Genomic DNA, 26,039 nt, shown 5'->3' with positions numbered 1-26,039 from the left:
ATGAGTAAGCGACCCTCGAAACCGGTCACACTGCGACCGCCCGGCGTGAAACCGGCAGAAAAGGCCCAAGCCCATGCGTGACACTCTCCGCCTGCTGCGCGCCTCCTTTCCCGAGGCCAGCAAGGTCGTCTGGCGCAAGGCCAGTCGGCGCCTGCTCAAGCTCAAGATGGATATGAAAGGTGCGGGTCAAGACGAGCGCATCCGCGCTGAACGCCAGATGCGCGGCCGCGAGCAATTCGCCAGCCTGCAACGCGCCGATGCCGTGGTTGTGTCCTTTGGCAAGAGCGGGCGCACATGGCTGCGGGTGATGATCTCGCGGCTCTATCAACAGGTCTATGATCTGCCCGAGGATATTCTGATCGGGTTCGACAATTTTCACAACATGGACCGACGCGCGCCGCGGCTGTTCTTTACCCATGACAATTACATCGGCGATTTCACTGGCCATACCGACAGCAAGGCGGATTTCTACGACAAACAAGTTCTCTTGATGATGCGCGACCCGCGCGATGTGGCGGTGTCACAGTTCTTTCAGTGGCGGTTTCGTATGCCCTCTGAAAAAAAGCTGCTCAACGAATATCCGGCCCATGGGGATGACACCTCGATCTATGATTTCGTGCTGCATGAGGGTGGTGGCCTGCCCAAGATCATCGACTTCATGAATATCTGGGCGCGGGAAATGGACAAGATGCGCGCGCTCTGTCTCATCCGCTATGAGGATATGCGCGCCAATCCCCAGACGGTGCTGACCGAGGTCGCGCAGTTTCTGGAGATTCCCGCCGATGCCGCCGTGATCCAAGAGGCGGTGGATTATGCGGATTTCGAGAATATGAAGAAGAAAGAGGCCGACAGCAGTTTCCGCCTGAGTGGCGCGCGCGTCGCCCCCGGCGACAAGAGCAATCCCGACAGCTACAAGACCCGGCGCGCCAAGGTGGGCGGCTATCGCGACTATTTCGACGATGCGCAGGTGGCGGTGATCGACGCGCTGGTCGAGGCGCGGCTGGACCCGGTTTACCGCTATGGCGTGACGACCAAAGCGGACAAACCGGCGGAATGAGTCAGTCCGAGACACCACCCCGGATCTGGCGGGTTCTGGGGGACAAGCGCGGTGACAATGCTCAGGTCGAGATTGTCGCCGAGGCGTTGGCCCGGGACCGCGGCTGGGTGTCGGACCTGCGGCATCTGGAGATGTTGCCGCAATTCGTGGTCGGAAAGCCGCGCGTGGGGCCGACGCTCTATCACATTGATCAGAGCCTGAGTGATCCGATCGAGCCGCCCTGGCCCGATCTGATCCTGACACGTGGCCGACGCCCCGCCAATGTGGCGCTCTGGATCAAGAAGCAATCGGGCGGGCGCACGCGGATCGTGCTGGTGGGCAAGCCTGCGGGCTGGTTCTCGCATCAGATGGCGCAGTTCGATCTGATCGTCACGAGTTCCGAGACCCTGCCTGCGCCGTTCGACAACGTCATGCAGATTGATCTGCCGCTGATGAAGATCAGTGAAGCGCGGCTAGAGGCCGGGCGCAAAGCGTGGCAAGCGCGGCTGGACACCCTGCCCCGTCCTTTGGTGGTGTTTCTCATTGGCGGGCCGACCAGCCCCTTTGTCTATAATGCCGAGATGGAGGCGCGGTTGCGTGCGCGCATGGCGCAGGTGCTGGCCGAGGGCGGCACGCCCTATATCGTTGGCTCACGGCGCACGCCAAAGGGGTTTCTGGACCGAGTGACGGAGGGCCTGTCCGACGGGGTGCAGCGCTTTGACTGGAGCCAGCCGGACAGTGAAAACCCCTATACCGGCCTGCTTGCCCTTGCCGATCGGTTTGTAGTGACCGGCGACAGCATTTCGATGCTGGTCGAGGTGGCGCGTCTGGACAAAGCGTTGGAAATCGTGGCCCTGCCCTATGGCGGCTTGGGCAAGCTTGATGATCTGCGCAGGCGGGCGGCGGCGTGGATGTTTCAGGCGCGCCGCAACGAGGGGCCGGGCGAGGCGCTGCGTCTTGCACTCGCGCGCGGGCTTTACCACATGCGGTTGCTACAACAGACCCGGCATTTCCCCGGCTTTCATCAAATCCTGATTGATCGCGGTTTGGCCTCATGGATGGGCGAGCCAAGCGCGGGCATCGGCGACCGTCCGGCCCTGTCGGCAACGGATGGCGATGTGGCGCGCATCCTTGCGCGGATTGATCCGCTCTTGTCGGGGCGTTGACATGAGCAAGACCAGCGGCGCGACCCGCATTTGTATGATCAGCAACCCAACGAGCGGCAATAACCGCAAATGGCAGGTGGATATTGAGGCGCGGCTGGCGGCCTATCCGCAGGTCGCGCATCACGTTACCCGCTCTCCACAAGAGGCCGAGGCGCTTGTGCCGGACCTGGCCGCAGCACAGCCCGATGTGGTGGTGATCAACGGTGGCGACGGCACGATTGCCGCTGCCTTGGGCATGATCCTGACGCATTGGCCGCGTGACAGCCTGCCGTTGATCATCATCCTGCCCGGTGGCACCGCGAATATGACGGCAGGGGATATTGGCACCGCCTCGTCGCACCGCCGGGCGTTGAAGCGGTTTTTTCGCTGGCTGGATCGCGGCGCGCCGCTGTCAGGCGACATTCGCACGCGCCACATCATGCGGGTGACGGGGGCGGCGGATGGCCATATCCGCCACGGCATGTTTCTGGGAACCGGGGCGATCATGCAGGCCACGCGGTTTGCCCATAAGAACGTGCATTCGCGCGGGCTGGGCGGTGAGATCAGCCTTGGGATTATCCTCATCCGTTCGGTCTGGGGATTGATCCGCCAAGACCCGCGGTTCTATCAGCCCACCCATGTTGCCATGACGGTGCAGAGCGGGACGGGTGCGGATGTCACGCGCGACACAGCCCCGATGCTGATCCTCGTGGCCAGCACGCTGGGGCGGCTTTTCCTCGGCATTCGGCCCTTTTGGGCCAAGGACGCGGCGCCCATTGGTCTGACGGCGATCCGGGGCGGTGCGCGACGGTTTGCCCGCGCCTTTCCGTCGGTGTTGCGTGGGCGTCCCAACCGGCATGTGACGGCAGAAAACGGCTATGAGAGCTTTCGCGGCGAGCGCCTCGAATTGCGCTTTGACGGCGAGCTGAACCTTGATGGCGAGCTTTTCGCCACTTCCGGGACCGATGTGCCGCTCGTGATCCGCGCCGAAGGGCCAATCCGGTTCTTGCGGCCTCGGTAGGGCAACGCTTGTTTGCTGCCGCGCGGGGGACGTATAACCAGACATGAGATGTCGCATGCAAATCAAGCCAGGTCCATGACAGGCCAACAGCCCACCGCCGATTACCCGACGCCGGATGGCCCGACGCTGGAGACCTCTGCGCCGCTGCGCGCCTTGATGGTCGCGTTGGAGGCCCGGTTTGGCGATGGTCTTCAGGCGGTGATCCTCTATGGATCGTGTCTGCGCAGCACCGATCTGCTGGACGGGCTGGTCGATTTCTATGTGCTGGTCGAGACCACGCCCAAGGCGGAACCGAACCTCTGGCTAAGGCTCGGAGGGCGTCTGTTGCCGCCCAATGTCTATTACCTTGAGACCCCCTTGGGCACTGAGACCGTGCGCTGCAAATATGCCGTTCTCAGCCTTGGGCAGTTTGAGCGCGGCACCGGTCCCGGCTGGTTTCAATCCTACCTCTGGGGACGGTTTGCGCAGCCGGTCAAACCGGTCTGGTGCCGCTCGGCAATGATAGAGCAACGGCTGCATGCGGCGTTCCTGCGCGCGGGGGAAACCCTCTTGCGGCGGGCGATCCCGGCCTTGCCGCCGCAAGGACCGCTGGAGGCCTTGTGGCAAGGCGCTCTGGCGCTCAGCTACGCCACCGAATTGCGGGCGGAACGGCAAGGGCGTGCGGCGGAGCTGGCAGGACATGGCCGCGCCTTCTTCGAGGCCATGACGCTGGCGTTGGAGCCGCGATTGGCGGACGTGTTGCACGTGGAGGACCGGGGCGGCAGTCTGACCTATCAGAGCCACGCATCGGTGCGGGCGCGCCGTCTGGCCCCATTCCTCTGGGCGGTGCGCCGGGTGCAGGGTAAGGCGCTGTCGGTCGCGCGGTTGATCAAGGGGCTTTTCACTTTTGAGGGCGGGCTGGATTATCTGGCCTGGAAGCTCTCACGCCATTCCGGGCAGGTGGTCGAGATCCCCGATAAAGTCCGGCGCAGGCCTTTGATCTATATCTGGGGATTCATGCGCCAGCTCTATCGGCGTGGTGTGTTTCGCTAGACCTGCCATTCATGAGCAAAAACCCGCGTATTGACGCGAGCTATGTTTCAAAGGTGTCGGTCCAGAGGGTCAAACCATGATCCAGATCAAATACATGACAATTTTAATTGTGTTTCTGGACATGGCGTCTCTGGAAAAAGTCATGTATAGAGCCGCTCAGAACAAAAAACCGAGGTTGCGGATCCCCTATCATGAAACACGCAGTATTCATTCAGACGAACCACAAGCAAATCGTCGGCGCGATTGTCGCAGAACATGCGCTACGCCGCTATTCCACCAACAACGACAAGTTTGACGTGCATATCGTCAACAGCCGTGACTACCCGTTCTTCATGGCCCGTGAAGGTCAGGAATACATGCGCGACGGCGTCAAGCGTGTCTGGCTGAATGAGGATCTTCAGTCCTTTACGCCGACCCGCTTTATGCCGCCCGAGTTGATGGGCTATGAAGGCCGCGCCGTGGTCATCGACCCCGATGTCTTTGCCTGTGCCGATATCTGGGACCTGCTGAGCCGCGACATGAAGGGCAAGGCCGTGATGGCGCGCATGCGTTCTGGCACCAAGGGTCTCATCGACAAGGCCTATGCCAGCTCGGTGATGCTGCTGGATTGTGCCAAGCTGAAGCATTGGAAGGTCGAAGAGCAGTTCAACGCGATGTTTGACGGCGACCACGATTATTCCCGTTGGATCGGTCTGCGCAACGAAGACCCCACGACGCTGGAGTTCATCGAAAACGAGTGGAACGATTTCGACAAGTTCACCACCGACACCAAGATGCTGCACACCACGCGCCGCAAGACGCAGCCGTGGAAGACCGGCCTTCCGGTGGATTGGCGCCCCGCAGAGCGGTTCCGTCTGTTCCCGCCAGCCGCCTGGATTCTGCGCCTGCGTCGCAAAATTTTCGGGGAATACGGCCTGATGGGCAATTACAAAGTGCATCCCGACAAGAACCAGGAGAATTTCTTCTGGGGTCTGGTCAAGGAATGCGTCGAGCAAGGCAAGCTGACGGAAGAGTTCCTGCGCAAGGAAATGGAAGACAACCACGTGCGCCACGACGCTCTCGAAGTCATCGCGCGTGTGCCAAGCCTGCCCGCCGCCCCGGCGCATCCGTTGAGCACCGGTGATCTGGCCAAGGCAGCCTGAGCAAAAGTCTGGCGCGGCTTCGGGCTGCGCCTATGAGAAAAGCGCGCGAATTCTAACCGCCGCATGCTGCGCTCCGCCCGAAAGGTCGGAGCGCATTTTTTCTGTCCATGTCTCGCCTTGAGCGATGAGATCGGGGGCTTCGGACAGCCATCGCGCTTGATTATCCCGGACCAGAGCCGCTTGGATACGCGAGATGTCGCGGCGCATGCGTCGCGGGGCAAAGCGCATCGCAAGCGCGTGGCTCAGCGGTTTGGGACGCAAATTATGCGGATGCGACCACCAGCCCCCCTGCGGATCGCCGGGGTCAAAGACATAGAGTGGACGGTCGAGGCTTGCCGCCTCTGCCAGCATCGACATGCTCTCGCCGGTGACGACGAACCGATCCGCAAGCCCGAGATAGGCGGCATAGGGATTGGAAGCCGTGGTGTCACGGTCATGCCACCAATAGGTCTGGGCGGGCACGTCGAGGGTGGCGACGACCGCCTCGGCCACGGCGCGGGGGGTGCGGGGGCTGCCGCTCACCAGTGCTGTGCCGCCGGTCTGACGCAGCAGCCGGTTCACGCCCTTGGCCAGATGTCGCCCTTTGTCCGGGGTAAAGACAAACGGGCCGCTGTCGCCGCCGATCAAAACGGCTGTAAAGGGGCGTGACAGATGCGCGAACTGCGGGGCCAACTCTGCTGCGGCCCGGTCCACCGTCGCACGGGTGAATTGGTGCATGGGCAGCGGATTGATCAGAACATTGGCGCGAGGGTCCAGAAAATATTGCGGTGTGCTGACGATAAGATCGTAACACTCCAGCGGTGCCCACGGGCGACCAATATGCACCAGCCGCGTTTTGCCCCCCGACTGGTGCTTGATCCAGCGTGCCACCGGCTCGTTGCGGCGCCCGGCGCTGATGACCAAATCCGGCCAAGGCGGGGTGAGCGGGCTAGACGAGGTCCGGTCGATGCCAAGCAGAGTGGATCCCAGCAGAAGATGTGGCAGGAGTTCCCAACTCCGGGCCAGGATCGTCTTGCGCTCAAAGGGCCACCCCAAGGCCTCGGCCAAGGCCAGCACTTGCGTGTTGTCGCCCGCTTTGCGCCCCAAGAGACACCAGACCACAGGCTGTAGAGATGCGGTGTTGCGATCCAAAGACATCTTCCTATTTTTGGGTGATGCGGCCCGAGCCATGACACAGAATAGCCTCTGGCGCACCTGCGGACAAAATTACCCATACAAAGACCGAGCGATACCCTCTATGAGCAACGCACGAAACCCTGATCCCTGACTAGATTGCCTGAATATGACCAATACATCCTACCGAGAGATATGGGAGGTGGCCTCGCGTCACCTGACGCTCACTGCCCTCTTCTTCTGGCCCAAAGCCAAGAAGATCGCCCTGGAACGCCGCCTGCGTGGCAAACAGGAATTTGCCAAGCTGCAAGCGGCGGATTGGGCGCTGGTGTCTTGGGGCAAGAGCGGGCGGACGTGGTTCCGGGTCATGCTGTCGCGGTTCTACCAACTGCATTTCGGTCTCGAGACCGATTACATGCTGGAGTTTGACAATTTCCATCGGCTCAACCCGAACGCACCAAAGGTTCTGTTCAGTCATAACAATTATATCCGGGATTATGTCGGCCAATGGGATAATCTGGAGTACTACAAAGGCAAGAAGCTGGTGCTTTTGGTGCGCGATCCGCGGGATGTGGCGGTGTCGCAATATTTCCAATGGCGGTATCGCATGCTGCCCCGGAAAAAGGTGCTGAACGCCTATCCGCCGCATGGCACCGACGTCGAGATTTTCGATTTCGTCTGCAATCCTGCGTGTGGCATCCCGCGCATTGTCGAGGCGTTCAACGTCTGGGCCCGCTCGGTGCCAGAATTAGGGGATAACGTGCTGGTCGTGCGCTATGAGGATTTGCGCAGCGACCCGGCGGAGGTGTTGCGCCAAGTGGTCAGCTTTACCGGGATTGATCCCAGCCCCGATGATCTCGAAGCGGCCAAGGACTATGCCGCCTATGAGAACATGAAAAAGCGCGAAGCGACGAGTGATGGCATGCGTGGCAGTGGTCAGCGGGTCAAGCCGGGCGATGAAAGCAACCCCGACTCCTTCAAGGTGCGGCGCGGCAAGGTGGGCGGCTATCGCGACTATTTCACGCCCGAGCAATTGCTGGTGGTGGATGCGATGGTCGAAGACGTCCTTGATCCGGTGTTCGGGTACACTGGGGGCTGACGGGGACGTTGGTCCCAAGCGATAAGCCATGTGGTGCCCGCCGGCGGGTCGGACGGGCGCTTCGCGCCTTGATTCCGCGCTTTGGGCATTGCGGCTCATGTCAGCAACAGGCCCGTCTCACGCTCTGGTCTCGGTTCACGCGTCGGAGTGTTTCGCCGAGGCTTCCTGGCTGTAGCGCTGCACCAGAACGTAGTCGGACACGGAATCGACGTCCACCGAGGCATGGGCATAGGGCAGGATCACGACGCCGATGCGCACCCCGACCCTGCGGGACAGCCCGGCGAGCGCCCGGTCAAGGCTGAGCCAGCCCAGTCGGTAGCGCAGCAGCGCCCAGAGACCGAGGAGGCGGATCACCACAAGTGGCTTTTTGCGCTCCTGCTCTACCTGTTTCCAAAAGTCGGCCACGCGGCGCCCGTCTTCGGTCATGAAGGCGAAGAGATTGCAACCGCAATAGCCACCGTCACGAAAGCGCAGAACGGTCTTTTTCAGGTCAGGATAGGTCTCGCGGACCAGATCATAGGGGGCCAGACCGATCACCACATCGCAGCCGCTTGTCGCACTGTCGCGGCAGAAGTGATCGACGATTTCATCGGTCAGCAAGGGATGGTCGGCGGTGGTGATCAAGACCGGCTGATCTCCGGGAAAGCGGCTGAGCATCTGATGGGCGCTGGTGCTGGGTGAGGCCCCGGAGGCGGTCCAGTCCACCACGCGGCGTTCAATGAGACCGGCCAGCCCGGCATCACTCTGGACACAGGCCTCGGTCGGGCCGCTGAGATGGATTGAGGCGACATGGGTTGACGCCTCGAGTGCGTTGATCACGCGCCGGATCATCGGGGTTCCGTCGATGTCGAGCAGCGCCTTGCAGGCCACGCCTGTTTCGTCACGCAGGGCGTCACGGTCTGCCCGTTCGCCCGCAAGGATTACGGAAGCAAAATCTTTCACGGTCTTACTTTCTCAGCGACTTGCTGTCTTGTTCGGTTCTCGGACCGTCTAAAGCGGTTTCTGGTACACGCGATACCGCTTGTAGATCGTGCTACCGATCGCCTCGATGATGTGTCGCATGCCATGATTATCCTCGAGTATCCAGCCCATCTCGACCGATGTGACGTTTCGTTGCTGCATCGCCTTGCGCACGGCTTCGATCACCAGAAAGGCCAGCGTCGGCCCGAGGCGCGCGTTCTGGTATTCCTTGCGCACGCCCATCAGCGCGACGCGCGCGCTCTTGGGGCCGCGCACCTTGAGCCGCCACAGCAGTTTTGCCCAGCCAAACGGCAGGAGCCTGCCGCGCAGATCACCGATCAGCTCGTTGAGATTGGGAAAGGCGGTGATAAAGGCCACCGGGCGCCCGTCGATTTCGGCGAACTGGATGTAATCGTCGGACAGCAGGAAGGAGAGAACCTTGGCTGTCTCGGCGAATTCCTCCTTGGTGAAGGGCACGAATCCCCAATTGTCCGACCATGCATCGTTGAAGATGTCGCGCATCGCCTCGTAATCCGCCGCCTTCGCCTTACTGTTGAGGGGGCGGATGGTCACAGTGCGGCTGGCGCGCGTCGCCAGTTTCGTCATCACCTCGGGAGCCACGAAATCGGGGCGCACCTTGTAAGTCAAAAGATCCTTGATCGCGTTGAAGCCCTGTTCCTCGATCCGGGCTTTGTAATAGGGCCGCGCATGTCCCATCATCACAAAGGGTGGATCGTCGAAATTCTCGACCAGAAGGCCGAGGTCTTCGTTGATCGACAGATTATAAGGACCGCGCAGGAACGAGGCCCCCTGCCCGCGCAACCAGGTTTGCGCAGTCTCAAAGAGCGCAGCAAAGACCGCCGCGTCATCAATCGCCTCGAGCATTCCGAAATAGCCGATCTTGCCGCCACCAATTTCCTCGGGCTGGAGGTGGTCAAGCTGTGCGGTGATCCGTCCAACGGGCGCGCCGTCACGATACGCCACCCAGCACGCAACCTCGCAATGGGCAAAGAGGGGTTTGTTTTCAAAGACACGTTGCTTTTGTTCAAAGATCAGCGGCGCAATCCATGCCGGATCATCTGCGTAGATACGTTCGGGGAGATGCAGAAAGTCCCGTATTGTTTGACCGTTCTTGGCCTCGACCAAGCGGATTTGACCGCGATCGGAGGATGCTACTGACATGAAGTGCCTTTCTCGCCGTGACGGGGCCCCGCCGCTGAGGCGCGCGGATGGCTGATACCAGATATCGTGAGGCTGTCCACGCATCACAAGGGACACAACCAGAACCTGCGTTGTGCCGTCATCCATGTCCCAAGAGGCAAAGCGACTGAACGATCCTTGGAAACTGCTTGCAATTCCGGCACCTAGCCTCAAATAACATCATAAGTATCCACACTGAATAAGAAGAAGTCGAGTCTCATTGGCCAAATTCATTCTTGCAAATGCGTATCGTGACAAGGTGTTCAATAATGTTGTCGCTCGGAACACGCTGTGGTTCATCGACCTTGTCGTTGTATCCGCTGTCATGGGGCTATTCAGAGCGATTCCAGTGGCTTGGGCATCTGCCATTGGCGCAAGGCTCGGCCTGATCTTTGGCAGGATCCTCAATCGGCGCAATCTGGATGTGCGCGCGAACCTGACTCTGGCGCTGCCGGACAAGTCGTCGGCAGAGATCGAGAAGATTGCCAATGAGGTCTGGGCGAATGCGGGTGCCGTGCTGGCGGAGTACCCCAATCTGCACAAGATCAGCGACCCCCGGCGGAATCGCATCGAGGTCGAGGTTCTTGAGCAAATTCCCGCCTATTCCCTGCCTGACCAACCCGCCGTTTTTGTCTCCGCGCATTTGGCCAATTGGGAGGTCATGGCGACTGCGATTGCACGTTTGGATATGCGCCCCTGTGCGATGTATGCGCCGCTGTCCAATCCGTGGCTGGACCGCATGATGCTGTCCTATCGCAAGGCGTTGGGCTGTGAATTGGTATCGCGGGACGAGGGGCTGCGGGCCTTCATTGATGCTCTGAAAGAGGGCCGCTCGCCGATAATGCTCACGGATCGGCGCGTTGACGGGGGAAAACCGATCCAATTCTTTGGCGAGGAACGAGATACATCGCTTCTGCCGGCGAAGCTTGCTTTGCGCTTTGGCGTGCCTTTGGTGCCGGTTCAGGCCGAACGGTTGCCGGGCGCGCGGTTTCGCGTGCGGTTTCACCCCCCCCTATACCCCAGTGACCCAACCCTTGACCGCGACAATCAGGCTGTTGACCTCGCGCGTCAGATCAACGAAAAGTTCGAGCAGTGGATAACTGCAAGGCCCGGAGAATGGCTTTGCACGAGCAAAATCTGGCCGTCTTCTGTTCTTCGGACAAAAACCGACATATATAGAGACGTATAAAGTCGGCGCATATCAGGAGTGCCCCCCATGTTAAATCACCAACCCAGTCGGACTCATCGTGTCGATGAGTCGGTGCGCCTGTTCGAGAACCCGATTCTTGAAAAGTTGAGCCATGTTCATCCGATCGTTCCCCTGCTTGTCTGGGGACCGGTCGCGGTCTGGCTTTTGGTGCGCGCGGTTAGCGTGCATGGAATCGGGCTGAGCGGCATGGTGGTGATTGGTATTGCCGGGCTCGTGACCTGGACGCTGGCCGAATATCTGCTGCATCGTTATCTGTTCCATTTCGAGGCCAAGACCGATATGGGGCGCCGGTTTCTCTATCTCTTTCACGGCGTGCATCACGACACGCCGCAGGACAAGACTCGCCTTTTGATGCCGCCTGCGGGCGCGCTGCCGATCATCGCGGTTCTCTACCTCATGTTCTACATGATCCTGCCCTACCCTTGGGCTGAACCGTTCACCGGGTTCTTCATCATCGGCTATCTGGTCTATGACTATATCCACTATGCCACGCATCATTTCCCGATGCGGCACCCGGCGCTGAAATTCCTCAAGCATTACCACATGCGGCACCATTTTTCGGATGATGCTGGCCGCTATGGGGTCAGCTCGCCGCTCTGGGATATGATCTTTCGCACCTATCCGACCAAGCCGGAACGCACCGAACGGAACTAGGCACAAGCGAAATCCGCGCCGACAGTCCGGGAACGGGTATTGCCATGGCTAAATTCTTTCTCACGCCAAAGGGGCTGATCGCGCGGTTTCCCTGGGTTCAGACTCCGGCTTGGATGCTTGAGGCGGGCGTGTTCTACCTCTTGCTCGGCTTTGCGCGGGTGCTGCCCTATCGGTTTGTCGCGGCGAGCTTTTCGCGGGCGTTGGGCTGGTTCGGCTATCGCAACGCGCAAAAGCGCCGCACCGTGGGGCGCAACCTGTCGCATGTTTTGCCAGATGCCAGCGAGGCAGAGCGCGACGCGGTGATGCGCTCTATCTTTCGCTCGACGGGGCTTGCGGCGGCGGAACTGTTCCTGCTGGAACGGTTGTGGCAGCAGCGTGCGGAGAGGCTGGAATTTGCAATTCATCCCGACGCGCTGAACATCATCGAACGCAAGGAGGCGATTGTGTTTGCAACCGCGCATGTCAGCGCTTGGCAGCTTTGCAATCTGATCGGGCGCGAGAAAGACCTGACCATCTCGGTCATCTACTCGCCCGAGCCAAACCCTTGGCTGCACGGCTTTTTCCTGTCACTGCGCCGCGCCTTTGGGGGGCCGCTGGTCCCCAGTGCGGGCGGCGCACGTGAACTTTTGCATGAATTGGCGGCGGGGCGGTCGGTTGGCGCGGCCTTTGACACGCGCATTGACCAAGGCGAAATGGTGCCCTTTTTTGGCACGCCGACGCCCACCAGCACCCTGCCCGCCATGCTGGCACTGCGCGGCTATCCGCTCTTGCCGATCCGGGCGGTGCGCCTGCCCGATGCCCGCTTTCGGATCGACGTTCTGGCACCGCTGCGCCCGGCCGATCCCGATTTGCCGCGCAAAGAGCGAATTATCGACATGACCCATCGCCTCAACCTGATTTTTGAGGGGTGGATACGCGACTATCCCGGCGAATGGATCTGCATGAAACGTCGCTGGGCCAAGAACCGCGATACGGTCGCACAGGCCACCGATGCCTGAACCGGACGGGATGCCGCGCGTCTGGGTGCTGGATGCCTACCGCTCTGGCGAGAAAACGCAGCTGCGTGCCTTGGCGCAGGGGCTTGGATGGCCCTATGAGATCAAGAGCCTGACCTATCGCAAGTTTGAAATGCGGACCAATCTGTTGCGCGGCAGCGATCTGCGTGGCGTGGATCTGCCCAACTCGGACGCCCTTGCGCCGCCTTGGCCCGATCTTGTGATTTCCATGGGCATGCGCAACGAACCTGTCGCGCGCTGGATCAGGGACCAATCGGGCGACCGCACGCGGCTGGTGTTTCTGGGGCGGCTCTGGGCCGATCCCGCGCTGTTCGATCTGGTGATCACCACGCCGCAATACCGGGTTCCAGACCGGCCCAATGTCCTGCGCAACGCCCTGCCCCTGCATCCGCTTGGTCCGGCCCGGCTCGACGCGGCGCGCGCGCAGTGGGCACCAAAACTGGCGCATCTGCCGCGACCTTACCTTACGCTGAACATCGGCGGGCCAAGCGGCCCCTATGCCTTTGGGACGCGCGCCTCTGCGCGGCTTTTACGCGATACTTTGGCCTTGGCGCAGGCGCGGGGTGGATCGCTGCTTGTCAGTTCCAGCGCGCGCACCCCGCCCGAGGCCATCACCGCCTTTGCCGCGCAAACCGACGTGCCGATGCAGCTTTATCGCTTTCGGCCCAACGATCCGGACAATCCCTATCTTGGTTTTCTCGCCGTGGCGGATGAGATCATCGTGACCGCCGACAGTATTTCGATGCTGTCCGAGGCTTATGCGACGGGCAAGCCCGTGCATATGTTCGATCTGGGGGCTGGCGCGCTCAGCATGCGACACGATGCGTTGATGGCGATTGGAGAGCCAGCGCAGGCGCGTGCCTTGGCGCGGCAGGACCATGACCGCCCCGACCTGAGCCTTGGCGCGCTGGCCTATCGTGCGCTGATGCGCTGGGGCTGGAAACATCTGTCGCGCGATATCAGCCAGATGCACCTGCGGTTGGTGCAATCGGGCCGGATGCGTTGGCTGGGTGAGCCGCAGGGCGCGGCGCAGACGACGCCACCGTCCAGCGACATGGCGCGCGCGGTAGCGCGGGTGAACGCGCTCTTTGGGCGCGATTAGGCGTCCTCAACCCCGACTTGAGCCCCGTCTTGTGCCCCCGTCTTGCGCACCGTCACAGGTTCCAGCCGATGCACAATATCGGCGGCATCCGACAGGCTGCTGTTATGGGTGATGGCGAGGATCGTGAGCTGTTCGCGCAGGCCGCGCAACGTTTCGATGATGGCGGCCTCACTCTCTGGATCAAGCGCGCTCGTGGCCTCGTCAAGGATCAGAAGTTGCGGTTCGTTGATGAGGGCGCGGGCGATGGCGACCCGTTGACGTTGACCGCCCGATAGCCGCCCCCCCCGCTCGCCCACGACCGTGTGAACGCCCTCGGGCAATTCGCAGACGAACTCCCAAGCGCCGGCTTTTCTCAACGCCTCTTCGACCCGCACCTCGGAAATCCGGGGGTCGCCGAGCGACACATTGTGGAGGATGCTGTCATGGAGCAGGACAGTCTCTTGGGGGACATATCCGACCATACGCCGCCACGCCTTGAGGTCGATGTCCTCAAAGGCCACACCGTCGATGGTGATCTCGCCGCTTTCAGGCCGGAGGAGGCCGATGACAAGATCAATGATCGTGGTCTTGCCCGATCCTGACGGGCCCACCAGCGTTGTCATCTGATGCGCGGGAATTTCCACATCGAGACCCGAGAGCACGGTGTTGCCGTCATAGGAAAACGCGATGTCACGCAATACGATACCTTGGGTCAGCGCGGGGGTGGCGTGGCCGCCCAGATGCTCTTGTTCCGCCTCGGCGCGTCGGTTGGTGTCGATCAGCGACCAATAGGCACTCTCGCTCTGCACCATCTTTTGATACTGCTTTTGCACCTTGCCCAAAAAATTATAGCCGCGCCCCAGCGTCACCGCCAGCATCAGCACAATGGCGAAATCCATCGACAGCACACCAAGCGCCAGATAGACGCCAAAGGCAATGACCATGATGAACATCAGGTCCTGACCAGAGTTGAGCGCGGCGCTAGCCAGAACCTGACGGCGCAGCGCCTTGTTGAGGCGGTTGGTCTCGTTCTTGAGCAATTCATCCACCAAGTGTTCGCGCGCCATCGCCTTGAGCGGTTTCACCGATTGCAGTGTGTCGGTCAGATGCGACATGAGCGAGACCATGAGCTCGGTCTGTTTCTTGCCCGCCTTGCGGGTCATGCGCACCAGAAAATGCGACAGGCCAATGATCACGATGCCGCCAATCAGGCTGAGCAGAGTCGCTTGCCACGAGATCACCACCGCGACCGAGGTATAGACCAGCGCCTGAATGAAAAAGGTGAGCGCGGTTGCACCATTCATATAGGCATCCGCCGCGCGCTGCGCCTCGGTGGCTAGCGTATTGGCCAGCTTGCCCGCCGGCTGATGCAGAAAGAAATGCCAGCGGCTGCGCATCATGTTGCGCAGGATTTGCAGGCGCAGGTCGGTGGCGACACGGGCCGCCGTATAACCCACCTGCCGCTGTGCGATCAAAAGCAGCACCGCCTTGAACGTAGCCGCCACCACGATCAGGATCAGCAGCGCCCCCAGCGTGACGGGAATCCCGGCCCAAGCGAGCACATCAAGCACGACCTGTTCCAACTGTCCCGGCGGTTCTGCCAAGCTGCCCGAGGGATCGGTGTTGAGCACGATCTTGAGCATCGGAAGCATCGCCGACAGCCCCAAACCTTCGGCAAGGCCCGAAAAGAACAGCGCCAGCACCATGAGGAAACTGGCCATCGGATAGGCGCGAAAGAGGTTCAACATCAGGCGCATAGGAAGTCTTTCATGGTCTTGCAAGACAGCTTGCGCATGGGTGCGCCGGTCTCTTGTGGTGGAAGCGCGCGCAGGGCGCTTGCCGCATTGGAGGCGTGGGGTGTCATCACGGCGCGCATGCTGCATGGGCGCGCGCCAGTGTCAACTGGGTGCGGTGCCTCGCTGCCATCTCTGCAGCGCGTGTCGCGTGCCGTGCCGTGACGTCAATCACCCAACCCCCGGACATGGGCGTGAGGTGGTAGAGGTGATAGGCCGCCGCTTCGGGAGAGAGGGACGAGGCCGAGGGCACGCCGATGACCGCTGCCGCCCCATCGCGTGTCGCAAGCGTCTGGTGATGGGTGCGGTGGCTATGGCCATGCAGCACCAGTTCCACGCCCTCTGCCTGAAGCACCCGGCGCAACGCGGCCCCATCCCGCAAAGCCTTGCGCGCCGATACCGTGCCATCGAGCGGCGGGTGATGGATCATCATCACCCGGCAGAGGCCCTCGTCACGCGCCGCCCGCAGCAGATGCGCAAGCCGCGCCAATTGCGCCGGACCGACCGCGCCGCTGGCAAAGGCCGGGGGGGTGGCCACGGCGCTCGATACGCCGATCAGGGCAAGCATCCCCCGCCGCCGCATATACGGAAAGGCGTCAGACACATGGGCCGTCGCGGGTGCGGCATCGCCCTGCCAATAGGGGTGCCACTGGGCCGCGCCCGCCTCCCATGCGCCCCGGATGAGCGCGTCGTGATTGCCAGGGATGACCATGACGCGCGCCGGATTACCCAAGCTCTCAAGCCAGCGGCGCGCGGCGCGATACTCGCTCTCCAGCCCAAGGTTGGTCAGATCCCCCGTCACCGCGATGAGGTCTGGCGCATGACGCTGCATATCCGCGATTAGCGCCGCTAGGATTTCTGGCCGGTGATGATGGCGGCGTTTGCGGTGCCACGACAAGAGGCTCAGCGCGCGCTTGTTCAGCACCGCGCGCCATGGCACCGGCCCCGTCAGCGGCAGATGCGGGTCCGACAGATGCGCCAGCGTGATACCCGCGCCTGTCTCTGGGTCGGATCGCACCTGCCCTGTCATGTGTCTGATGTCCGTCTGCGGTTGGACGTGCCGGGCATGGCCCGGCCCGCCGATTTACTGCGCCGCCGTGCTCTGGCCGGTACGGGTGGCCGCCTCGGGTGCGACCGTCTTGAACGCCGCGATGATGGCGTCGATTTGGTCAAAGCTATGCGCCGCACTCAGGCTGCACCGCAAGAGCGCGGCCCCTTCGGGTGCGGCAGGTGGCAGCACGAGGTTGACGTAAACGCCATGCTCCATCAGCGCATTCCAGATCCGCGCGCCTTCTTCGCGCGAGGGCACGCGCACGGCTATGACCGGGGACACGGGCGCGGCCAACTCATAGCCCGCCGCATTCAGCCCGTCATGCAGGCGCGTGGCATTGGCCCAGAGATTGGCCTTGAGTTCGGGCCGCGTGCGGATCGCCTCTAGGGCGGCGGCGGCAGCACCGATGCTCGCTGGGCTGGGCGACGCGGTAAAGATATAGGGGCGGCTGCCATAGCGCAGCAATTGCAACTCGGGATGGCGGCTCACGCAGAATCCGCCCAGCGACGCGAGGCTCTTGGAGAAGGTGCCGGTGATGAAATCCACCTGATCGAGAATCCCCGCCTCTTCGCAGAGGCCCAAGCCGCGTTCGCCATAGACCCCAAAGGAATGCGCCTCATCGACCATGAACCACGCGCCATATTCCTTGGCGATGGCGCACAGCTCGGCCAACGGGGCGGTATCGCCCAACATGCTGTAGAGGCCTTCGGCGATCACCAGCGCGCCCTTGGCCTCATCCCCAAGACGCCGCAACCGCTTGCGCAGATCCTCGGGGTCATTGTGGCGGAAGGCAAGGAAATCGGCACCGCTGATGCGGCACCCGTCATAGATGCAGGCATGGCTATGGCTATCCAGCACGACCTTGTCACCGGGGCGCAGGACGCCCATCAAGAGGCCCAGATTGGTCTGATAGCCGGTCGAGAACACCATGGCCGAGGGCACGCCGTAGAACTCTGCAAAGGACCGCTCGAGCGCGGCATGGCAGGCAAAGCTGCCATTGGCCATGCGCGACCCGGTGGTGCCACTGCCCTGCTCGTGCAGCGCGGCACTGGCCGCCGCCAGCACCGCCGGATCAAAGGTCAGGCCAAGATAGTTGTTGGTGCCTACAAGGATGGTCGGGCGACCCGCAATCATCGCCTCGGTTGAGGACAGGATGCGCTCCATCACAATCCGGGTGGGATCGGCCTCTTCGGCCCCCAATGCGTCACGAAGGTGCGCCAGTTCGGCAAAGCGGTCTGAAATGCTCATGATTTTTTCTCCACAAGCAGTTTGATCTGATCGGCGAGGTTCTGGACCGTATCGACATTGGCCATCATGTTCAGAGGGAAACTGATATCAAAGGTGTCTTCCACCTCCATCAGCAATTCCATCATGTTGACGGAATCGAGGCTCATGTCGGCAACAAGACTGGTTTGCGCAGTCAACTCACCGGATTTCACGGGAAACTTCGACAGGCGCTCGAACAGCACGTCGAGGATTTCCTGTTCTAGGTCTTGGGTCTCATGTGACATTGCTTATGCCCCTATCAGATTTCAACGGCGTCCCGCGCAGGATCGAGGATAGCCCATTTTCCAGAGAAATCAGCGGCTGCCACCCGGTGTCGCGGCTGATTTCGGTGTTGTCGCACACCCAATCGGGGTGGCGTAACTCATTGACCTTGCCCGGCGTCAGCATCGGCATATACCCGAACAGGCGCGAGGCAAGCAGATTGATCCCGGCGACGGATCTCAGAACGTGCTCTGGTATTCTCAGACGCCAGCCGGGTCCACGCCCTGCCACCCGTTCGACAATCGCCGCGATCTCGTCCCAGCCATAGCCCGCCTCATGCCCGTCGTGGAGTTCATAGGTACCCTGTGCCGGGCTGTCCAGAAGTTTGACAATCGCTTGCGCAAGGTCATCCACATGCAAGAGCGAGGCGCGCGCGCCGGGCACGCCCGGCAGTGGCACGATGCCGCGCGCCATCGTCTCAAAGAGCGGCACAAGTTCGCGATCCTCTGGGCCATAAATTGCAGGCGGGCGCAGAATCGCCGCGGTGAACGCCGCGCCGGAGGCCGCCTTGGCCAGCCGCTCTTCGCCCGTGCGCTTGCTGGCGGCATAGGGCGAGAGCTGCGGTTCGCGGGCGGCAAGCGAGGATATCAGGATCACCCGGCGCAGCCCAGCCGCCTGCGCGGCCTCTGCCACATGGGTCACGCCATCGGCGTTCACGCCCAGAAAATCCGTCAAATCGCGCCCGCGCACTTTGCCTGCCACGTGAATGACCGCGTGCGCACCATCCATGAGCCGCAGCAGCGCCGCTCTGTCCGAAAGGCCGCCTTTCACAGTCTCAAGCTTGGGATGCGAAAGACCAACGCCCTGACGATGCACTAGCGCGCGCACCGGGCGCCCCGTCTCAAGCAATAGTCCGATCAGGGCGCGTCCGACAAAGCCGGACGCGCCCGTAACGGCCACCGGGCCGGTCATGCGATGTAACGGGCCTGCGGCATCGTCTCTTCAACTGGCAGGGTCCCGACAGGGTCCGGCGTATGCTGGACCTTGGCGGCCTGACGTCGACCGAGGTAATCAAGGCGCGCCCGCGCCCGTGCCAGCTTGCCCGAGGACGTGCGCGGCAAGGTGCGGGTCGGCACCAGTTCGATGACGCAATCTATGCCATATTCAGACCGCACCAGCGAGGCGATGGTTTTGATCAGGCGCGCACGCTTGATCTCGTCACGCTCACGGCATTGCAAAACGATCACTGCCGTTTCCTGCTGATCTTTCTCGGATGGCACCGAGAAGGCGGCCGCATCGGTATAGTTGATGCCCGGCTGCGTCTTGGCCAGATACTCTAGATCCTCGGGCCAGATGTTGCGGCCGTGGATGATGATCATGTCCTTCTGGCGTCCGGTCACGAACAACCTGCCATTCGCCAGATAGCCAATGTCGCCCGTATCGAGCCAGCCATCTGCGCTCAGACATTCGCGGGTGATCGCCTCTTCCTGAAAATAGTGGCTCATCACGCTGGGGCCGCGCAGGTTGATCACGCCAGCCTGACGCTCTGACAGGTCATTGCCATGCTCGTCGCGGATCGCAATTTCAAACGTGGGCAGCAGCGCGCCGCAATCCACATAACGAGCGACGCGGCGTTTGGATTTCTGCGCCTCTTCCGGGTCGAGCGGCTTGGCGATGCTGTCTTCCTGCATGGTTTCGGCATCGACATAGTCGATCTTGAGTTCCTCATCGAGCCCGGCAAAGCTGATGCCCAGCGAACATTCGGCCATGCCATAACAGGGCAGGAACGCGGTCGATTTAAAGCCCGACGGTGCCAGCGCCTCGGCAAAGCGCTTGAGCGGCTCGGGATTGATCATCTCGGCACCGACACAGGCCACGCGCAGCGCGCTGAGATCCCATTGTTCGGCATCGCTCTGGCGCACACGCATTGCGGCAAGGTCATAGCCAAAGGGCGGGCCAGAGGTGATCGTGGTGCGGTTGGCCGACATCATTTCCAGCCATTTGCGGGGGCGCATGGCGAAATCCTGCGTGCCCAGGAAATCAACCGATCTCTGGGTAGCCATCGGCATCATGATAAAGGCGACGAGGCCCATGTCATGGTAAAACGGCAACCAAGATCCAAAGCGGTCCTGCTCGGTCATCTTGAGACCGTTGGTGGACATATCGTTGATATTGGCGAGCACCGTTGTGTGGTCAATAACGACGCCACGCGGAAATCGGGTGCTGCCCGACGTGTATTGAATATAGGCGATGCTCTCGGGCGACACGGTCGGCAGCTCGTTTGTCGAGGGCGTCAGGCGCTCAAAATCATCCGGGGTTCCGACAAAGGTAAGGTCAGCACCGGTGGTGGCTTCTTCGAGAAAGCTCATCCATTCGGTCGGGGCCATCGCCACGGATGCACCGCAATTCTCGATCAGTCCGCGCAGTTGTGCGACATAACCCGCATGACCGCCGATATGCATGGTCGCCGGAAGAGGCACAGGAACAAGCCCGGCATACTGGCAGGCCCAGAAGAAGCGCACGAAATGCGGCGAGGTTTCGGCCACCAGACCAACCCGCGCCCCCGGCTCTAGCCCAAGCCCGATCAGGCGACGCGCGAGCGCGATCACCTCGACCTGCAAATCGGCATAGGTGGAGCTTGCATAAAGTTCGCCACGCGCATTGTAGAAGTTGACGCCCGTGTCGCCCTTGGCGGCATAGTCGAGCGCCGCGATCAACGTCGTGAAGTCTCCGCGCCGTAACGCGAGGCTGTGCGAACTGCCTGTCGCCTGCATCTCAATTTTCCTTGTTTCGCTTCCGACTGCTGTCGGTTTGCCCTCTTTGATGACAGTTATATGGCATCTGGCGGTCTCCTGACACAAGCTGGCGTTTCTGGTCAAGAGAGTGACCGAACGTGTGTCGGGCCAGTTTGACCGCGAAGATGGCCCCTTTGCATCTGTCGCGGGTCGTCGAAAATGCGCGTCTGATGACCGTCTTCCTCAACGGGTTCCCAAAAGGCGCAGGCGGATAGACCGGCTCTGCGGATCAGCGCCCAAGCGCACCGCCAAGGACCATCCGATCAGGGTCAAGTTCACAGCGGACTGTCATGCGGCGGCAAGCCGGACCGGACAGATCACCCTGTGCTGGAACTCTCTCGGCGCGATGGAACAAGATTTACTATTATGTTATTTAAAACAAGTATTTAGACATGTTTCATGCTGAAGTGCCATCGCTATCCGCTTGAGGGCCACAGCCTTAGGGTGGGTCTCATCGACCACGGAACGAGAGACAATGAACGGACTCAGAACCGCTCAGCCTAGAGCCCGCCGCCCTAATCTCTGTTCGCAGCCTGTTCTGGAGAGGACCGGACACCCTCTGCAACGACATGCGCGCGGGCCATGATAGAGCCGCCGAAAATGACGCGAGCCGTGGGCAAAACAACATAGGCAACAAGTTGCCCCTGATGTCACATTTGGTTTCCAAGCCGTAACATAAACACTAGATACGCGAGGCTTGAGGCGTTGTGCTCGGAATAACACGCTCTGGACGCCGCGAAATGCGAAGCGAAAGAATCCCGCCTGTTACCCCGGAATACGCTCCGGACGGTCGTAAAGAAGGAGCCTGCTGTTCAGATCTCCGCGCGACCTTTGAGCGGGCCTTTGCATGAAACCGGGTCTCTCTGCATCCTGAGAACGATGGCATCGTGGCTGGTCTGACACGGGCATGTAACGCGCCCGCCTCACCTCAGAGGCCGCTCCGAAAGTGGCAGCCGTAAAGGATGCCGGATCTGCCGCATGAGGACCGAACATCGCGGGCTGTCCTCATCGAGACCAGCCTTGAACTTTGACTGCCCAAGCAAATTCGATGCGGCCACAAATACCCGAGTATGTGGCCAAATGGCGGAGGGAATGGGCCTGAAATCCAACCTTCTTTTGTGGATTCAAACAGGGTCATTGTTACCGCCTCCTCCGCATTCCAATTCAATTGTTTTTCTCATTCTAAGGCTACTGCCAGATGAGTCGAACCAATCTCAGCAAGGATAAAAGTGTTATCCTTTATCTAGCTTCGCGGTGCTGTTCGATTGAATGGTCACTCATCACGATCCGGAGTCGTCGAGCGCCACCGTCATAGGCGTAACCTTGACCCAAACTGACCGAAAGCGGCTCGACAGATATGTCTGTTATGCTGAACAAGGTCGTTGTTAGGTGCGATGCATGAAGTCTCACGGCCCGATCCATCCATATTCGAGCGATCAGGCGATCATAGATGATGCTCGGAGCGCGAAACACTTGATCCGACTATGCGATCAGGCGATGTTGCCTTCAAACGACATGCCACTCGGGGAATGTCGGGTGATCCGTCTCAAAACTTTCCCAAAGTCTGAAGGAACCCGCAGCAGATGAAGCCGATCAACCCTCAGGACCGCCGCATCGCCAATATTCACCAGGCCAACTTCACACCCTTCGTTTACCCCGACGGCGTTGCTCTTGGCGATGCGGTCCTGCAGCTTGACGACAGCCGCGCATTGGGAACCGGCTTTCACGTATACCGCATGCCGCCGGGCATGCGCACGCGCGGGCATCGCCACAACGGCCACGAACAGTTTCTAATTCTGGAAGGCGAGCTGCACGAAAACGATGGCACCATTCTGCGCGCAGGTGATCTGGTCTTTTACCGAGATGGCACCGAACACGACTCCTTCACCCCAAACGGTTGTCTGTTGGCCGTCCACATCGCTGCCGAGGAAACGCCGATCGAGTCACTCTGACAGGCGGCCATACCGATCAGAACGATCACGCGTCTTGATTTGACCATGGCAACGCTTGTCTAAATGTTTGGTCCCGCAGCTTGTTCCTGTTGCGCTGGATCTAAGCCAGTACTTTCCAACTTTGCGCGACCCACCATCGCCGAGCCGCTGCCGCTGGCAGTGGCGTGCCGCGCCTCTATAGGAGATACATCATTCCGTACATTGCTATTAAACTACCCAACTAATGGACTAAAATCCTTTGGTCCTCGTGAAATCTGCATAAACATATCACAGCGGCTGGACCACTTAGCGTAATCGCGGGTGGCGCTTCTTTTCGACCAAGAGCTGCTGCTTCAAACTGTTCAAACAGAAACTGATTGGCCAAGGCTCAAATGAAAAGGAGAACAGCTATGCCATGTTTTGCCGCTCTGGATGTCTCGCAGGAGACGACGGCCATCTGCGTTGTCGATGACACTGGCACCATTATTGCAGAGAAGACAGTCGTGACTTGCCCGGAAATGATCACAAGCTTTCTGACGGACGCAGCACCGGACCTTTTGCGTGTTGGCCTTGAGACAGGCCCACTTGCTGTTTGGCTTTGGAATGAGTTGGCTTCTCGTCGACTGCCAGTTCTATGTATCGATGCTCGTCATGCCAATGCAGCCTTGAAGATGAGGCCTGTTAAAACAGATCGAAACGACGCCGCCGGCCTGGCCCAGATCATGCGGGTTGGTTGGTTCAAGCAAGTGCGGATCAAGAGCCGTGACTGTTATCAGGTCCGATCCCTGCTTGCCGCGCGTGAAACGTTGGTGCGCATTCGGGTCAAGATCGAGAACGAGCTTCGCGGTCTTCTGCGCACCTTCGGTGTGTTGTTTGGCAAACGTGTCGGTGGCTTCACCGGGCGCGCTCGTGAGATCATTTCCGGCGAGTTGGATGCATCTCCCGAAATGCGCATCATTGCCGAAACCTTGATGAAGGCTCGGGCCTCGGTTTGCGACCAGATCAAGGTGATGGACACGAGGCTTGGAGCGATCGCGAGAGAGAGCCCTACAGCTAAGCTGCTTATGACCGCGCCCGGCGTTGGAATTATCACCGCGCTATCAGTTGTGTCGGCATTTGATGACGCATCGCGCTTCAAAAAGTCGTCAAGTGCGGGCGCATATCTCGGACTGACGCCAAGACGATACGAGTCCGGCGAAACCAGTAGAAACGGACGTATCTCGAAGCAAGGCGACAAGATGGTGCGAAAGCATCTCTATGAGGCAGCGACAACCTTGCTGACGCGCAACCTGCGATCATCTCATCTGAAGACCTGGGGCTTGAAATTGGCCAAAGTGTCGGGCTTCAAAAAGGCACGCATTGCGGTCGCCCGAAAGCTTGCCGTCATTCTTCACGCAATGTGGAAAACCAACACGTCATTCCGCTGGGACCAGTCGGCAGCATGAAAAGAGGTAAGCTGCTCAACTAAACCAACGGACGCGTCCCCGCCGGGACGTATGGCGCGGATAAGGCCGTCCCTCTGAATGCACTGATCAGCGAAACAAGTGCGAGGACCACTTAGGTCGATCCGACCATCCGACGCCAACATGCGGCGACCCATGGAAGTCGACCGCGGAGAGAACCATGAACCCGGCGCGCGCGAAGGCATCAATTATAAAACTTGACCAATGCGATTAGAGAACTTCAGACGGGGCATTCCACCACCGAAAGGCTGCGGGTGTAGCGCATTTGGGGACGAGGATATGGTCAGTTCCCTAAAGCCGCTTTGCGAACCGTACCAGATCGGAAAGATCGAGCGGATAATGATCCGGCTCATTGATAAGGCAGTCCTTGTCGAACGTGGCACCGGGCTTGGCAATGCAGGGATCCGGAGCCCAAGCTCCGTCCGCAAAGGGCCTGAGGAAACTGTCTGAACAGAGCCGCAGCATCCCGCCGAACACCTCCATCAGCAGAGCGGACCCAAGCGGCCCGTAGTGCGCGCCGCCGGAAGAAATCTCGCTCTCCCGCAAAAGGTAATAGAACAGCGGGGTGTGTTTTGAGAGATCCTTGCCGCTCTTATGCAGGACAGCCCCCACCCGCTTCCAGCCATGCACATCGTCCAACATCAGGTCCGCGACATCCAGCGGATATCCCTTGGCCTTTAACTCTTTCGCGATGTCCTGACCGGACGCCACGCCTAAAGCCGAGGCCCGCATGAGATTACGGAACGCAAGAGCGCGGTCGTTCGGATTGCGGCTGCCGACAATTGGCAGATTCATCAATTCGTCCGCGAAGGCCGGATCGAACGCCTTCGACATATGCGGCACAACGCAGGGGCTAAGGTGCAGGAGGAAACTCCAGTCGGGCACAAGGTCTTCTGGCAGCGCGGTGAAACCCAACGTTCCGAAAGTTTCGTCGAAAAGCTGGACCTCCTGGTTGGCTGCGTTGAGCGCGTATCGATCGCGCACCATTGTATGTCCCACCCTGTAAGCTGCGGTCGAAAACTCCACCGGCATTGGTAGCTTGCCATGTTTGTCCAGCCCGTAGCACAGAGGAAACTTGGCTTTCGGATTGCATAACTTGGCGGCCGCGTAGGCAAAGATTTCCGGGTCGCAGATGCGCTTGAGAAAGTCAAACAGTACGACGAACTGGTAGTGATACCGCGTCTCGCGCTGTGCCTCTTCGAACCGGCGCCAACCCTTCTGGGCGATGTCGCGCTGATAGACGCGTTCATCAAAGATCCGGTTGTGAAGCTGATGCATGGCGAGCTGAATCTGGGCGATGAAGATGTTCTCGTCGTTTCGCGGATCACCGATCAGCGCCGTTCCGCCAGGGGAGCGGGGTAAATCATAGCCGTTGGCTGCTACTCCCAGATGATCACCGCTGTAGATGTGCGGGCTGCCCTCGGGGCCGAACCCATAGACGCAGTCCAAATCGAGACTAGCAGAGCGCACGTTACCGAGTTCTTCGGCCACAAATTTGTGGACATCATTCTTCTGCGGGCTTCCGTCAGCTGGTCGAAGAGCACTGGACACATCCAGCGTCACGTCATGATCGACGAACTGGGCAAAGAAAATATAGCCCACAGGAACTTTCGAGTCCGGCGAGACGCTATCGAAATCGTGCATCACCCCGCCAGGGCCGCCGATTGCGGCGGCCTCCTCTTCAGTAATTACAAGCGGCTGAAGTTGCGGGAAAAGGTGGGAAAACTTGCCCACTGCGATGTGCGAACATCCGCGGGCCTTGGTGACTCCATGATGACAGGGGGTGGGGGAGGTCATGTATTCTTCTCC

Annotated in this window: 22 protein-coding genes; 12 read left to right on the top strand and 10 right to left on the bottom strand. The window is 60.4% G+C overall.

Features of this window, described 5'->3' with window-relative positions; genetic code table 11:
• The first annotated feature begins 73 nt into the window (after window positions 1-73).
• From ROS217_RS16060 to ROS217_RS16040, 5 genes are all read left to right on the top strand, one after another.
• Entirely contained in the window at window positions 74-1,057 is a 984-nt protein-coding gene (locus ROS217_RS16060; RefSeq protein WP_009818843.1) for a sulfotransferase domain-containing protein, read from the top strand.
• Complete coding sequence (locus tag ROS217_RS16055) at window positions 1,054-2,202, top strand: mitochondrial fission ELM1 family protein (RefSeq protein WP_009818842.1); 1,149 nt, start codon at window positions 1,054-1,056, stop codon at window positions 2,200-2,202. The genes ROS217_RS16060 and ROS217_RS16055 overlap by 4 nt, the downstream gene beginning before the upstream one ends.
• A gap of 1 nt (window position 2,203) precedes the next feature.
• Complete coding sequence (locus ROS217_RS16050; protein ID WP_009818841.1) at window positions 2,204-3,202, top strand: diacylglycerol/lipid kinase family protein; 999 nt, start codon at window positions 2,204-2,206, stop codon at window positions 3,200-3,202.
• 75 nt (window positions 3,203-3,277) lie between these two features.
• Entirely contained in the window at window positions 3,278-4,234 is a 957-nt protein-coding gene (locus ROS217_RS16045; protein ID WP_157046625.1) for a hypothetical protein, read from the top strand.
• A 191-nt stretch (window positions 4,235-4,425) separates the two neighbouring features.
• Complete coding sequence (locus tag ROS217_RS16040) at window positions 4,426-5,376, top strand: hypothetical protein (RefSeq protein WP_009818839.1); 951 nt, start codon at window positions 4,426-4,428, stop codon at window positions 5,374-5,376.
• Window positions 5,377-5,406: 30 nt separating this feature from the next.
• On the opposite strand, the gene ROS217_RS16035 is transcribed toward ROS217_RS16040, so the two are convergent.
• Entirely contained in the window at window positions 5,407-6,507 is a 1,101-nt protein-coding gene (locus ROS217_RS16035) for a mitochondrial fission ELM1 family protein (RefSeq protein ID WP_254656445.1), read from the bottom strand.
• Window positions 6,508-6,658: 151 nt separating this feature from the next.
• On the opposite strand from ROS217_RS16035, the gene ROS217_RS16030 reads away from it, so the two are divergent.
• The gene (locus ROS217_RS16030; RefSeq protein ID WP_009818837.1) at window positions 6,659-7,588 is read left to right on the top strand and encodes a sulfotransferase domain-containing protein; all 930 of its coding nucleotides are present in this window, start codon (window positions 6,659-6,661) and stop codon (window positions 7,586-7,588) included.
• 135 nt (window positions 7,589-7,723) lie between these two features.
• Here the strand turns inward: ROS217_RS16030 and ROS217_RS16025 are convergent, their stop codons facing one another.
• Together ROS217_RS16025 and ROS217_RS16020 are read right to left on the bottom strand one after the other, a co-directional pair.
• The gene (locus ROS217_RS16025) at window positions 7,724-8,530 is read right to left on the bottom strand and encodes a nucleotidyltransferase family protein (RefSeq protein WP_009818836.1); all 807 of its coding nucleotides are present in this window, start codon (window positions 8,528-8,530) and stop codon (window positions 7,724-7,726) included.
• A 48-nt stretch (window positions 8,531-8,578) separates the two neighbouring features.
• Complete coding sequence (locus tag ROS217_RS16020; RefSeq protein ID WP_198134898.1) at window positions 8,579-9,730, bottom strand: GNAT family N-acetyltransferase; 1,152 nt, start codon at window positions 9,728-9,730, stop codon at window positions 8,579-8,581.
• A 238-nt stretch (window positions 9,731-9,968) separates the two neighbouring features.
• On the opposite strand from ROS217_RS16020, the gene ROS217_RS16015 reads away from it, so the two are divergent.
• Genes ROS217_RS16015 through ROS217_RS16000 form a run of 4 tightly spaced genes read left to right on the top strand, consistent with a single transcriptional unit; the run spans window position 9,969 to window position 13,730 of the window.
• Window positions 9,969-10,937, top strand: coding sequence for a lysophospholipid acyltransferase family protein (locus ROS217_RS16015; protein WP_009818834.1), 969 nt, complete (start codon window positions 9,969-9,971; stop codon window positions 10,935-10,937).
• A 27-nt stretch (window positions 10,938-10,964) separates the two neighbouring features.
• On the top strand, window positions 10,965-11,612 hold the full coding sequence (locus tag ROS217_RS16010; RefSeq protein WP_040650665.1) for a sterol desaturase family protein: 648 nt from the start codon (window positions 10,965-10,967) through the stop codon (window positions 11,610-11,612).
• Window positions 11,613-11,656: 44 nt separating this feature from the next.
• Entirely contained in the window at window positions 11,657-12,610 is a 954-nt protein-coding gene (locus ROS217_RS16005) for a lysophospholipid acyltransferase family protein (RefSeq protein ID WP_009818832.1), read from the top strand.
• Window positions 12,603-13,730, top strand: coding sequence for a mitochondrial fission ELM1 family protein (locus tag ROS217_RS16000; protein ID WP_009818831.1), 1,128 nt, complete (start codon window positions 12,603-12,605; stop codon window positions 13,728-13,730). Before ROS217_RS16005 ends, ROS217_RS16000 begins: the two co-directional genes overlap by 8 nt.
• Here ROS217_RS16000 and ROS217_RS15995 read toward each other — a convergent pair.
• From ROS217_RS15995 to ROS217_RS15970, 6 genes are all read right to left on the bottom strand, one after another.
• Window positions 13,727-15,466 (bottom strand): ABC transporter ATP-binding protein, encoded by a 1,740-nt coding sequence (locus ROS217_RS15995; protein ID WP_009818830.1) that lies wholly within the window; start codon window positions 15,464-15,466, stop codon window positions 13,727-13,729. The two genes, ROS217_RS16000 and ROS217_RS15995, sit on opposite strands and share 4 nt — an antisense overlap.
• Window positions 15,467-15,572: 106 nt before the next feature.
• Window positions 15,573-16,532, bottom strand: a complete 960-nt coding sequence (locus ROS217_RS15990) for a metallophosphoesterase family protein (protein ID WP_009818828.1) — start codon at window positions 16,530-16,532, stop codon at window positions 15,573-15,575.
• A gap of 54 nt (window positions 16,533-16,586) precedes the next feature.
• On the bottom strand, window positions 16,587-17,801 hold the full coding sequence (gene spt / locus ROS217_RS15985; protein WP_009818827.1) for a serine palmitoyltransferase: 1,215 nt from the start codon (window positions 17,799-17,801) through the stop codon (window positions 16,587-16,589).
• The gene (locus ROS217_RS15980) at window positions 17,798-18,064 is read right to left on the bottom strand and encodes an acyl carrier protein (RefSeq protein ID WP_009818826.1); all 267 of its coding nucleotides are present in this window, start codon (window positions 18,062-18,064) and stop codon (window positions 17,798-17,800) included. The genes spt and ROS217_RS15980 overlap by 4 nt, the downstream gene beginning before the upstream one ends.
• On the bottom strand, window positions 18,054-19,013 hold the full coding sequence (locus tag ROS217_RS15975) for an NAD-dependent epimerase/dehydratase family protein (protein ID WP_009818825.1): 960 nt from the start codon (window positions 19,011-19,013) through the stop codon (window positions 18,054-18,056). The genes ROS217_RS15980 and ROS217_RS15975 overlap by 11 nt, the downstream gene beginning before the upstream one ends.
• A complete protein-coding gene (locus ROS217_RS15970) occupies window positions 19,010-20,815 on the bottom strand; it encodes a fatty acyl-AMP ligase (protein WP_009818824.1) in 1,806 nt (601 codons plus the stop codon). The genes ROS217_RS15975 and ROS217_RS15970 overlap by 4 nt, the downstream gene beginning before the upstream one ends.
• A gap of 1,604 nt (window positions 20,816-22,419) precedes the next feature.
• On the opposite strand from ROS217_RS15970, the gene ROS217_RS15965 reads away from it, so the two are divergent.
• Both ROS217_RS15965 and ROS217_RS15960 read left to right on the top strand, forming a co-directional pair.
• Window positions 22,420-22,788: a cupin domain-containing protein gene (locus tag ROS217_RS15965; RefSeq protein WP_009818823.1), complete on the top strand. Its 369-nt coding sequence runs from the start codon at window positions 22,420-22,422 to the stop codon at window positions 22,786-22,788.
• A gap of 389 nt (window positions 22,789-23,177) precedes the next feature.
• A complete protein-coding gene (locus ROS217_RS15960; protein WP_009818822.1) occupies window positions 23,178-24,212 on the top strand; it encodes an IS110 family transposase in 1,035 nt (344 codons plus the stop codon).
• 309 nt (window positions 24,213-24,521) lie between these two features.
• On the opposite strand, the gene ROS217_RS15955 is transcribed toward ROS217_RS15960, so the two are convergent.
• Window positions 24,522-26,027, bottom strand: a complete 1,506-nt coding sequence (locus ROS217_RS15955) for a peroxidase family protein (protein ID WP_009818821.1) — start codon at window positions 26,025-26,027, stop codon at window positions 24,522-24,524.
• Window positions 26,028-26,039 lie beyond the last annotated feature (12 nt).

This window comes from Roseovarius sp. 217 (assembly GCF_000152845.1).
Taxonomy (GTDB): domain Bacteria; phylum Pseudomonadota; class Alphaproteobacteria; order Rhodobacterales; family Rhodobacteraceae; genus Roseovarius.
This window is presented reverse-complemented; position numbering and strand designations above follow the sequence as displayed.

What these genes read in the sequence shown, in the direction of transcription:
- ROS217_RS16060 (WP_009818843.1), top strand. Translation starts at nt 74, where the DNA reads ATGCGTGACACTCTCCGCCTGCTGCGCGCCTCCTTTCCCGAGGCCAGC.
- ROS217_RS16055 (WP_009818842.1), top strand. Translation starts at nt 1,054, where the DNA reads ATGAGTCAGTCCGAGACACCACCCCGGATCTGGCGGGTTCTGGGGGAC.
- ROS217_RS16050 (WP_009818841.1), top strand. Translation starts at nt 2,204, where the DNA reads ATGAGCAAGACCAGCGGCGCGACCCGCATTTGTATGATCAGCAACCCA.
- ROS217_RS16045 (WP_157046625.1), top strand. Translation starts at nt 3,278, where the DNA reads ATGACAGGCCAACAGCCCACCGCCGATTACCCGACGCCGGATGGCCCG.
- ROS217_RS16040 (WP_009818839.1), top strand. Translation starts at nt 4,426, where the DNA reads ATGAAACACGCAGTATTCATTCAGACGAACCACAAGCAAATCGTCGGC.
- ROS217_RS16030 (WP_009818837.1), top strand. Translation starts at nt 6,659, where the DNA reads ATGACCAATACATCCTACCGAGAGATATGGGAGGTGGCCTCGCGTCAC.
- ROS217_RS16020 (WP_198134898.1), bottom strand. Translation starts at nt 9,730, where the DNA reads ATGTCAGTAGCATCCTCCGATCGCGGTCAAATCCGCTTGGTCGAGGCC.
- ROS217_RS16010 (WP_040650665.1), top strand. Translation starts at nt 10,965, where the DNA reads ATGTTAAATCACCAACCCAGTCGGACTCATCGTGTCGATGAGTCGGTG.
- ROS217_RS16005 (WP_009818832.1), top strand. Translation starts at nt 11,657, where the DNA reads ATGGCTAAATTCTTTCTCACGCCAAAGGGGCTGATCGCGCGGTTTCCC.
- ROS217_RS16000 (WP_009818831.1), top strand. Translation starts at nt 12,603, where the DNA reads ATGCCTGAACCGGACGGGATGCCGCGCGTCTGGGTGCTGGATGCCTAC.
- ROS217_RS15995 (WP_009818830.1), bottom strand. Translation starts at nt 15,466, where the DNA reads ATGCGCCTGATGTTGAACCTCTTTCGCGCCTATCCGATGGCCAGTTTC.
- ROS217_RS15990 (WP_009818828.1), bottom strand. Translation starts at nt 16,532, where the DNA reads ATGACAGGGCAGGTGCGATCCGACCCAGAGACAGGCGCGGGTATCACG.
- spt (WP_009818827.1), bottom strand. Translation starts at nt 17,801, where the DNA reads ATGAGCATTTCAGACCGCTTTGCCGAACTGGCGCACCTTCGTGACGCA.
- ROS217_RS15980 (WP_009818826.1), bottom strand. Translation starts at nt 18,064, where the DNA reads ATGTCACATGAGACCCAAGACCTAGAACAGGAAATCCTCGACGTGCTG.
- ROS217_RS15975 (WP_009818825.1), bottom strand. Translation starts at nt 19,013, where the DNA reads ATGACCGGCCCGGTGGCCGTTACGGGCGCGTCCGGCTTTGTCGGACGC.
- ROS217_RS15970 (WP_009818824.1), bottom strand. Translation starts at nt 20,815, where the DNA reads ATGCAGGCGACAGGCAGTTCGCACAGCCTCGCGTTACGGCGCGGAGAC.
- ROS217_RS15965 (WP_009818823.1), top strand. Translation starts at nt 22,420, where the DNA reads ATGAAGCCGATCAACCCTCAGGACCGCCGCATCGCCAATATTCACCAG.
- ROS217_RS15960 (WP_009818822.1), top strand. Translation starts at nt 23,178, where the DNA reads ATGCCATGTTTTGCCGCTCTGGATGTCTCGCAGGAGACGACGGCCATC.
- ROS217_RS15955 (WP_009818821.1), bottom strand. Translation starts at nt 26,027, where the DNA reads ATGACCTCCCCCACCCCCTGTCATCATGGAGTCACCAAGGCCCGCGGA.